The organism is Bradyrhizobium sp. Ai1a-2 (assembly GCF_000426245.1).
Taxonomy (GTDB): Bacteria; Pseudomonadota; Alphaproteobacteria; order Rhizobiales; family Xanthobacteraceae; genus Bradyrhizobium.
Genome location: NZ_AUEZ01000026.1, coordinates 92,874 through 101,637, shown reverse-complemented (window position 1 = coordinate 101,637; position 8,764 = coordinate 92,874). Strand labels below are relative to the sequence as shown.

Genomic DNA, 8,764 nt, shown 5'->3' with positions numbered 1-8,764 from the left:
CTGCAAAGCCTGCCGTATCGTTATTGAAGCTCGCAAACCGATGCCCGGGTTCGATGCAGACATCGAGCCGGGCTTTCGAAACGTCCACTCCACAAATCGTCTTCTTCACGGTAACCTGCCTTGTCCATGCGATTGGAACTCAAGCGACTGTTCGGTCGTACGTGACATGGCAAAGATCCCAGAGCTCATCCACGGTTGTGGCCGGAGGGGTAACGGGCGACTTCGCCACGCGCCTTGGCCGGTGGCCACCGGCCAAGGCGCTAAGTCGCTTCCATCGCACAAATCGTGCCCGTGCAGATACAAGGGGTTGTCTCCGCGAGCACCGGTGTTCGTGGACAGAACCCCTCACCCTGGTGAGTTCGCTGCTGGCTGCGGAGCTGCCCTCTCCCACAAGGGGCGAGGGCGCATCAACTGGCGTCCGCTCTTTCTTCTCCCATGCGAGGAAGAAGGCAGCCTACGCCCCATTCCAGCCGCACGCCCTCAGCCGTTCATGCATGTGCTCGGGCGCCGGCGCGGTGACGCGCACCGGCTCCTTGTTCTTCGAAATCGGAATCACCAGTTCGCGCGAGTGCAGATGCAGGCGCGGTTCGCCGAAGCGCGGGCCGTTGCCGTAGATGTTGTCGCCGACGATCGGCCAGCCCATGGCGGAAGCGTGCACGCGCAATTGATGGGTGCGGCCGGTGACCGGTTCCATCGCAAGCCAGGCGAGACCGGCGCCGCGGCCGAGCACTTTCCAGTTTGTCACGGCCTTTTGACCTTCCGGGTCCGGCTTCTGCCACCAGCCGCGCTCCGCGTTCTTGCGGCCGAGCGAAAGCTCGATCGTGCCTTGCTCTTCGGCAGGCCCGCCTTCGACCACGGCCCAATATGTCTTTGAAATCTTGCCGTGCTTGAACAACAGGCCGAGCGAGGCGGTTGCTTTGCGATGTCGCCCAAGGACGAGGCAGCCCGACGTGTCCCGGTCCAGCCGATGGGCGAGTACCGGCGGTCGCGGTAGGCCGAAACGCAGCGCGTCGAACGAAGCTTCCAGGTTGGGGCCGCCTTTTGGGCCGCGATGCACCGGAATTCCGGCCGGTTTATCGATCACCAGCATCAGGCCGTCGCGATGGAGCACGCGGGCCTCGATTTCCGCCGGCGTCAATTGTGGAACATCGTTCACGCGTCGAGACTTTCGTTTGCGGGGCGAAACGGCTAACACACCCCTGCCATGAACGATACCACTGCACCCAAACTGAGCTGGTGGAAGCGGCTCTCCAACGGGCTGAAGCGGACCTCGAGTTCGATCGGCGCTGCCGTTGCGGGCCTCGTCACCAAGCGCAAGCTCGACCGCGCCATGCTCGATGATATCGAGGATGTGCTGCTGCGCGCCGATCTCGGTACCGACGTCGCCGTGCGCATCGCGGACGCCGTCGGCGCCGGACGTTACGACAAGGAGATCTCGGCCGACGAGGTCAAGGCCGTGGTCGCGACCGAGGTCGAGAAAGTGCTGGCGCCGGTGGCCAGGCCGCTCGAGATCGATGCGGCGAAGAAGCCATTCGTCGTCCTCGTCGTCGGGGTCAACGGCTCCGGCAAGACCACGACCATCGGCAAGCTCGCGGCCAAGTTTTCGGCCGAAGGCCGCAAGGTGATGCTGGCCGCCGGCGACACCTTCCGTGCCGCCGCGATCGAGCAGCTCAAGATCTGGGGCGAACGGACCAAATCGCCTGTCGTCGCGGGCGCACAGGGCTCGGATTCCGCAAGCCTCGCCTTCAATGCGCTGAGCACGGCCAAGGAGCAAAAGCTCGACGTGCTGCTGATCGATACCGCTGGCCGGCTGCAGAACAAGGCCGAATTGATGAACGAGCTCGAAAAGGTCGTGCGCGTGATCCGGAAGGTCGATGCCACGGCGCCGCATGCGGTGCTCCTGGTGCTTGACGCTACGGTGGGACAAAATGCGCTGTCGCAGGTCGAGGCTTTTCACCGTACTGCTGGCGTCACCGGCCTCGTGATGACGAAGCTCGACGGCACCGCGCGGGGCGGCATCCTGGTGGCGCTGTCGGAGAAGCATAAATTGCCGGTACATTTTGTCGGCGTCGGCGAAGGCGTGGACGATCTTGCCCCCTTCACCGCGCGCGATTTCGCCAGGGCAATCGCAGGGATCGAGTAATGGACAAGAAAGTACCGCATCCCCTGTTCAAGCTCGCGACCGAGCTTGGTCCGCTGCTCATCTTCTTCTTCGCCAATGCCAAGTCGAACCTGTTCATCGCCACCGGCGTATTCATGGTGGCGGTGGTGGCTGCGATGATCGCGTCCTACGTGGTGACGCGGCATGTGCCGCTGATGGCGATCGTCACGGCGGTGGTTGTTGTCGTGTTCGGGGCGCTGACGCTGATCCTGCACGATGAGACCTTCATCAAGATGAAGCCGACCATTGTCTACACGCTGTTCGCCGCTACCCTCGGCGGCGGCCTGCTGTTCGGCCGCTCCTTCATCGCGATCATGTTCGACCAGATGTTCAACCTCACCCCGCACGGCTGGCGCATCCTCACCTTCCGCTGGGCCTTGTGGTTCTTGGCGATGGCGGTCGTGAACGAGATCATCTGGCGCACCCAGAGCACCGATTTCTGGGTCACCTTCAAGGTATTCGGCATGGTGCCGCTGACGATGCTGTTTGCCGTGACCCAGATGCCGCTGATCAAGCGCTATCAGCTCGAGCCGGTCTCGCTGGAGCGCAGCGAGGCGGAGGCTGGGGATGTGAGCAAGGGGTAGTCTCTCTCCGCTCGTCATTCCGGGTTCACGCTGCGCGTGCCCCGGAATGACGGAGGGGCGCTACGTTCCCTTCAGCGCCTTCTCGATCTCGACCTTGAGCACGCTGTCGAAATTCTGCGGTGTCACCGGTCCGACCAGCTTGTAGACGATGGTGCCCTCGCGGCCGACGATGAAGGTCTCGGGCACGCCATAGACGCCCCATTCGATCGACGCGCGGCCGTTGGCGTCGACGCCGACGATGCCGAAGGGATTGCCGTAGCGGCCGAGGAAGCGGCGGGCGTTGTCAGGCGCATCCTTGAAGTTGATGCCGACGAGCTGCAGCCGGTTGTCCTTGGCCAGTTCGGTCAGGAGCGGCGCTTCGTCATGGCACGGCACGCACCAGGACGCCCAGACATTGACGAGGCTGACCTTGCCCTTGAAGGCGGCAGGATCGAGTCCGGGCACCTGCACGCCATCCCTGACCAGCCCCTCGAGCGCCGGCAACGCGGTCTGCGGCGCCGGCCGGCCGATCAGCGCCGATGGAATCTTCGAGGGATCGCCGCCATAGAGCCGCAGCAGAAACAGCGCCGCGAGGGCGGCAAAGACCACCAGCGGCAGCGCCACCAGCCAGCGCCGGCTCCGCGGCGCGGTTTCGGCAATCGGTTCGCTCATGAGATCATGATCCGATTGGATGGAATCGGATGCATGATCTCACCTCTTTGTTCGAGCATGATCTCCGCGCAAACGCTCGTGTTTGTCGCGAGGAAAAACCGGTTTCCACTTTTCCGGATCATGCTCTAGATCTCCGCCGCGCTGCGCCCGGAACGCCTGACGATGCCGCTGGCCTCGAGTTCGCGCAGCCGCGCCGTCTGCTGGCGATAGTCGAGAAAGATCCAGACGATCAGCAGCGCCACAACGGCCGTCACCAGCCCGTAGGACGTCACGATGAAGGAGGCGTAGGGGCCGAGCGCTGCCATCACGCCGCCCGCTGCTGGTTGGCCTGCATCATCTGCAGGCTGCGCACCCGGCGGCGCAGGATCTCGTTCCGCATCGCCGCCAGATGCAGCGTGATGAACAGAAGCGAGAATGCGATCGCCATTATCAGGAGCGGAATCAGGAAGGCGTTGTCCAGCGTCGGTCCGCCCATCCGGATCACGGATGCCGGCTGGTGCAGCGTGTTCCACCAGTCGACCGAGAATTTGATGATCGGGATATTGATCGCGCCGACCAGCGTCAGCACTGCGGCCGCACGCGCCGCGCGCGAGGGATCCTCCACCGCGCGCCACAGCGCAATCAGGCCGAGATACATCAAGAACAGGATCAGTACCGAGGTGAGCCGCGCGTCCCATTCCCAATAGGTGCCCCACATCGGCCGGCCCCATAGCGAGCCGGTGACCAGGGCAAGGAAGGTGAAGGCGGCGCCGATCGGGGCCGCGGCCTTGGCCGCGACGTCGGCGAGCGGATGCCGCCATACCAGAGTGCCCAGCGAGGCAATGCTCATGATGCCCCAGACGAACATCGACAGCCACGCGTTCGGCACGTGGATGAACATGATCTTGACTGTCGCACCCTGCTGGTAGTCGTCCGGCGCCATCGCGGACTGGTAGAGCCCGATCAGGAGCAGGATCACGGTTGCGCCGGCAAGCCACGGCAGCACCCGTGCGGTCAGCGCGAGGAATTTCGTGGGGTTGGCGAGGTCGATCAGGCTCATGGCTTTCTCTGATAGTCGCGGCCGGCGTCGCAGGCAATTGGCCCAAAACCTCTCGTGAAGAGTTGATTGAGCTCAATCCAGCCCGTGCCGCAGGCTGGCGGCTGCGGCAAAAGGCCCGACCACGAAACTCACCAGCGACAGCGCGCACAGGATCGAAAACGGGGTTCCGAACGACATCGGGCCCGTAATCGCGGCCTGCGAGGCCGCGACGCCGAAAATCAGCACCGGAATCGACAGCGGCAGCACCAGCACGGCCAGCAGCAGTCCGCCGCGGTGCAGCGTGACGGCAAGCGCGGCCCCGATCATGCCGGTGAAGGTGAGCGCCGGTGTTCCCGCCAGGAGCGTCAGCGCCACCGCCACGGTCGCGGTGCCGTCGAGATTGAGCAAAAGCCCGAGCGCGGGCGTCGCCACGATCAGCGGCAGCCCGGCGGCAAGCCAGTGCGCCAGCGCCTTTGCTGCGCAGGCGAGTTCCAGCGGCGTCCGGCTCATCACGATGAGATCGAGCGAGCCGTCCTCATGGTCGGCCGTGAACAGCCGGTCAAGGGTCAAAAGGCTCGCAAGCAACGCGCCGAGCCAGAGGATCGCGGGTCCCAGCCGCGAAAGCAGCGCCAAGTCCGGCCCGACCGCGAACGGCATCAGCACGGTGACGGTGAGGAAGAACAGCACGCCGATCAGTGCGCCGCCGCCGACGCGAAGCGCGATCCGGATATCGCGCCGAATCAGTGCCGATAGCGCGGTCATGGCGCCGCTCCCATCCGCATTTCCCTGACATCGATGCCGAGCGGGGTATGGGTGGCGGCGATCACAATGCCGCCGTTTGCCAGGTGGTCGCGCATCAAGCCTACGAAGAGGTCCTGGCCCTTGGTGTCGAGCGCGGAGGTCGGTTCGTCCAGCAGCCAGACCGGCCGCCGTGCGACCAGCAGCCGTGCGATCGACAGCCGTCGGCGCTGGCCTGCGGAGAGATAGGCCGCTGGCAGATGCGTAGCATGATCGAGACCCACCAAGGTGAGGCATCGGCCGGCGTCGTCCGCTTCGCCGCCGAGAAAATCCCGCCAGAAGGAAAGATTTTCGAGCACGCTCAGCGCCGGCTTGAGCGCGTCGCGATGGCCGAGATAGTGGGCCTGTTCGGCCACGGTCAGTTCAGCCTCCCCGCCATCGAGCGCGATCGAGCCGTCCGACGGCACCAGCAGGCCGGCGATCACGCGCAACAACGATGTCTTGCCCGAGCCGTTGGGGCCGGTGATGGCGAGCGCTTCGCCGGAAGACGCGGCAAAGCCGAGACCGGCAAACACTTCGCGGCCGCCGCGCACGCATCGCAAGTCTTTTCCCGAGAGCCGCATCATGCCCTTCACAGCCCTCTGAAAATCTTTCGCTAGCCGTTGAGAATTTTTGGGTGGCGCAACGCTGTGGCGCGCTCGTCGGTGTGGCGGCGCTTCTAGAAAGATTCTATAAGCCCCGGAACTTGATGCAGCACACCATCGGTCCCCGCAAGCTCGGAAGCCGACCTCGCCGCTGCCGGTATAAAGATACCCGCGATGGGTATAACGAAATAAGTGGGATTTCCTCGCATGACATCGCTCGACAGCTTCAAATGCCGCAAGACCCTGAAGGTCGGCGGCAAGACCTACGTCTATTACAGCCTGCCCGCGGCAGAGAAGAACGGTCTGAAGGGCATTTCGAAGCTGCCATACTCGATGAAGGTGCTGCTTGAAAACCTCATGCGCAACGAGGACGGCCGCACCGTCAAAAAGGAAGATATTGTCGCGGTCAGCAAATGGCTGAGGAAGCGCAAGCTCGAGCATGAAATTGCCTTCCGCCCGGCCCGCGTGCTGATGCAGGATTTCACGGGCGTTCCCGCCGTGGTCGATCTGGCGGCGATGCGCAACGCGATGCAGAATCTCGGCGGCGATGCGGAGAAGATCAACCCGCTGGTGCCGGTCGATCTCGTCATCGACCACTCCGTGATCGTCAACTTCTTCGGCGACAACAAGGCCTTCGCCAAGAACGTGGTCGAGGAATACAAGCAGAACCAGGAGCGCTACGAGTTCCTGAAATGGGGCCAGAAGGCGTTCTCGAACTTCTCGGTGGTGCCGCCCGGCACCGGCATCTGCCACCAGGTCAATCTCGAATATCTGGCCCAGACGGTATGGACCAAGAAGGAGAAGATGACTGTCGGCAAGAAGACCGGCACCTTCGAGGTCGCCTATCCCGATTCGCTTGTTGGCACTGATTCGCACACCACCATGGTCAACGGCCTTGCCGTGCTCGGCTGGGGCGTCGGCGGCATCGAGGCGGAAGCCTGCATGCTCGGCCAGCCCTTGTCGATGCTGCTGCCCGAAGTGGTCGGCTTCAAGCTCAAGGGCCAGCTCAAGGAGGGGGTCACCGCGACCGACCTGGTGCTGACGGTGACGCAGATGCTGCGCAAGCAGGGCGTGGTCGGCAAGTTCGTCGAATTCTTCGGGCCCGGCCTCGATTATCTCTCGGTGGCGGACAAGGCGACGATCGGCAACATGGCGCCGGAATATGGCGCGACCTGCGGCTTCTTCCCGGTGGACGCCGCGACCATCGATTATCTGAAGACCTCCGGCCGCAAGGCGGACCGCGTCGCGCTAGTGACTTCCTATGCCAAGGCACAGGGTCTGTTCCGCACGGCGAAATCGACAGACCCCGTGTTCACGGAAACGCTCACCCTGGACCTCAAGGACGTGGTGCCGTCGATGGCGGGTCCGAAGCGCCCCGAGGGCCGCGTTGCGCTGCCGACCGTCGCGACCGGTTTCGCGACCGCGCTGACCAGCGAATACAAGAAGGCCGATGATGCGGCGAAGCGCTATTCGGTCGAGGGCCGCAACTTCGATCTCGGCCATGGTGATGTCGTGATCGCGGCGATCACCTCCTGCACCAACACTTCGAACCCGAGCGTCCTGATCGGCGCCGGCCTGCTGGCGCGCAACGCGGTTGCCAAGGGCCTGAAGGCAAAGCCGTGGGTGAAGACCTCGCTCGCCCCGGGCAGCCAGGTCGTGGCGGAATATCTCGCCAATTCCGGCCTGCAGGCCGATCTCGACAAGGTCGGCTTCAACCTGGTCGGGTTCGGCTGCACAACCTGTATCGGCAATTCCGGTCCGCTGCCGGAAGAGATTTCGAAGTCGATCAACGACAACGGCATCGTTGCCGCTGCCGTGCTGTCGGGCAACCGCAACTTCGAGGGGCGCGTCAGCCCGGACGTGCAGGCGAACTATCTCGCTTCGCCGCCGCTGGTCGTGGCGCACGCGCTGGCAGGCACCGTGACCAAGGATCTCGCCATCGAGCCGATCGGCGAGGGCAAGGACGGCAAGCCGGTCTACCTGAAGGACATCTGGCCGACCGCGAAGGAAATCAACGCCTTCATGAAGAAGTTCGTCACCGCGTCGATCTTCAAGAAGAAATACGCCGACGTGTTCAAGGGCGACACCAACTGGCGCAAGATCAAGACGGTCGAGAGCGAGACCTATCGCTGGAACATGAGCTCGACCTATGTGCAGAACCCGCCTTATTTCGAAGGCATGAAGAAGGAGCCCGAGCCGATCACCGACATCGTCGAGGCGCGGATCCTCGCCATGTTCGGCGACAAGATCACGACCGACCACATCTCGCCGGCCGGCTCGATCAAGCTGACTTCGCCCGCCGGCAAATTCCTGAGCGAGCATCAGGTGCGGCCCGCCGACTTCAACCAGTACGGTACGCGGCGCGGCAACCATGAGGTCATGATGCGTGGCACCTTTGCCAACATCCGCATCAAGAACTTCATGCTCAAGGGCGCCGACGGCAACATTCCGGAAGGCGGAAACACCAAGCACTGGCCCGACGGCGAGCAGATGTCGATCTACGATGCCGCGATGAAGTACCAGGCCGAAGGCGTGCCGCTCGTCGTGTTCGCCGGCGCCGAGTACGGCAACGGCTCCTCGCGCGACTGGGCTGCCAAGGGCACCCGCCTGCTCGGTGTTCGTGCAGTGATCTGCCAGAGCTTTGAGCGCATCCATCGCTCCAACCTGGTCGGCATGGGTGTGCTGCCGCTCACCTTCGAGCCGGGCACGTCATGGCAGTCGCTCGGCATCAAGGGCGACGAGAAGGTCACGATTCGTGGCTTGCAGGGTGATCTGAAGCCGCGGCAGATGCTGACGGCAGACGTCACCTCCAGCGACGGTTCGGTGCAACATGTCCCGCTGCTTTGCCGCATCGATACGCTCGATGAGCTTGATTATTATCGCAACGGCGGCATCCTGCATTACGTGCTGCGCAAACTTGCAGCCTAACGCGGATTTGTGATCGGTGCCTCACCGCGACGTGAATGGC

The 8,764-nt window shown here is 63.6% G+C and carries 9 protein-coding genes; 3 read left to right on the top strand and 6 right to left on the bottom strand.

Annotated elements, in window-relative coordinates:
• Positions 1–454 precede the first annotated feature (454 nt).
• Positions 455–1,156, bottom strand: a complete 702-nt coding sequence (locus K288_RS0118245) for an RNA pseudouridine synthase (RefSeq protein ID WP_027580859.1) — start codon at positions 1,154–1,156, stop codon at positions 455–457.
• A 48-nt stretch (positions 1,157–1,204) separates the two neighbouring features.
• Between K288_RS0118245 and ftsY the strand changes: the two genes are divergently transcribed.
• Both ftsY and K288_RS0118235 read left to right on the top strand, forming a co-directional pair.
• Positions 1,205–2,143 (top strand): signal recognition particle-docking protein FtsY, encoded by a 939-nt coding sequence (gene ftsY, locus K288_RS0118240; RefSeq protein WP_027580858.1) that lies wholly within the window; start codon positions 1,205–1,207, stop codon positions 2,141–2,143.
• Positions 2,143–2,745, top strand: coding sequence for a septation protein A (locus K288_RS0118235; protein ID WP_027580857.1), 603 nt, complete (start codon positions 2,143–2,145; stop codon positions 2,743–2,745). The genes ftsY and K288_RS0118235 overlap by 1 nt, the downstream gene beginning before the upstream one ends.
• 60 nt (positions 2,746–2,805) lie before the next feature.
• Here K288_RS0118235 and K288_RS0118230 read toward each other — a convergent pair whose 3' ends face one another.
• The 5 genes from K288_RS0118230 to ccmA form a co-directional block, all read right to left on the bottom strand.
• Positions 2,806–3,396 carry a DsbE family thiol:disulfide interchange protein gene (locus tag K288_RS0118230; RefSeq protein WP_027580856.1) on the bottom strand — a complete coding sequence of 197 codons (591 nt, stop codon included), beginning with the start codon at positions 3,394–3,396 and terminating at the stop codon, positions 2,806–2,808.
• A 125-nt stretch (positions 3,397–3,521) separates the two neighbouring features.
• Positions 3,522–3,704 (bottom strand): heme exporter protein CcmD, encoded by a 183-nt coding sequence (ccmD, locus tag K288_RS0118220; RefSeq protein WP_027580855.1) that lies wholly within the window; start codon positions 3,702–3,704, stop codon positions 3,522–3,524.
• Positions 3,701–4,435: a heme ABC transporter permease gene (locus tag K288_RS0118215; protein ID WP_027580854.1), complete on the bottom strand. Its 735-nt coding sequence runs from the start codon at positions 4,433–4,435 to the stop codon at positions 3,701–3,703. The genes ccmD and K288_RS0118215 overlap by 4 nt, the downstream gene beginning before the upstream one ends.
• Before the next feature lie 72 nt (positions 4,436–4,507).
• Positions 4,508–5,176, bottom strand: coding sequence for a heme exporter protein CcmB (ccmB, locus tag K288_RS0118210; protein WP_027580853.1), 669 nt, complete (start codon positions 5,174–5,176; stop codon positions 4,508–4,510).
• Entirely contained in the window at positions 5,173–5,775 is a 603-nt protein-coding gene (gene ccmA / locus K288_RS0118205; RefSeq protein WP_027580852.1) for a heme ABC exporter ATP-binding protein CcmA, read from the bottom strand. The genes ccmB and ccmA overlap by 4 nt, the downstream gene beginning before the upstream one ends.
• Positions 5,776–6,003: 228 nt before the next feature.
• On the opposite strand from ccmA, the gene acnA reads away from it, so the two are divergent.
• The gene (gene acnA / locus K288_RS0118200) at positions 6,004–8,724 is read left to right on the top strand and encodes an aconitate hydratase AcnA (RefSeq protein ID WP_027580851.1); all 2,721 of its coding nucleotides are present in this window, start codon (positions 6,004–6,006) and stop codon (positions 8,722–8,724) included.
• Positions 8,725–8,764: the final 40 nt, after the last annotated feature.